We start from the raw sequence: 357 nt of genomic DNA on the forward strand, positions 1-357 counted from the left end.
GTAGTTGGGCGGATGCATTGCTCAACTTCGTTGTTTGATAATGGCATGCCTCCTATTCTGAAAATTTCTTCAAGTCTACTTCTTTGATCAAAAGAATATTTAATCGCATTTTTCAATTGACCACTTGGAGTATTAACTTGAGAAATGAATTCATAGAAGTCATCCAGTAGTGGCTTCACAATTTTATTTCTAGCTGCTACTTTTTCTTCTGCTGTTTTATATTCCAACTGCTTCTCCGCATGAAATACTTTCCCGAGTAGGACTGTCGCTTCTCGGGCTACAGAATGCGTTTTTCCTCTCAGAGCTTTGGCTATCTCAACAAATTTTCTACGGATATGAACCAAACACGCCCCGAAA

At 38.9% G+C, this 357-nt stretch carries 1 protein-coding gene; it reads right to left on the reverse strand.

The window, feature by feature from the left end:
* Window positions 1-344, reverse strand: a 344-nt coding sequence (locus tag FC36_RS03500) for an IS66 family transposase (protein ID WP_235805799.1), incomplete at its 3' end; no start/stop codon positions are given.
* Between the last annotated feature and the right edge of the window lie 13 nt (window positions 345-357).

Source organism: Ligilactobacillus equi DSM 15833 = JCM 10991, from assembly GCF_001435735.1.
GTDB classification, from domain to species: domain Bacteria; phylum Bacillota; class Bacilli; order Lactobacillales; family Lactobacillaceae; genus Ligilactobacillus; species Ligilactobacillus equi.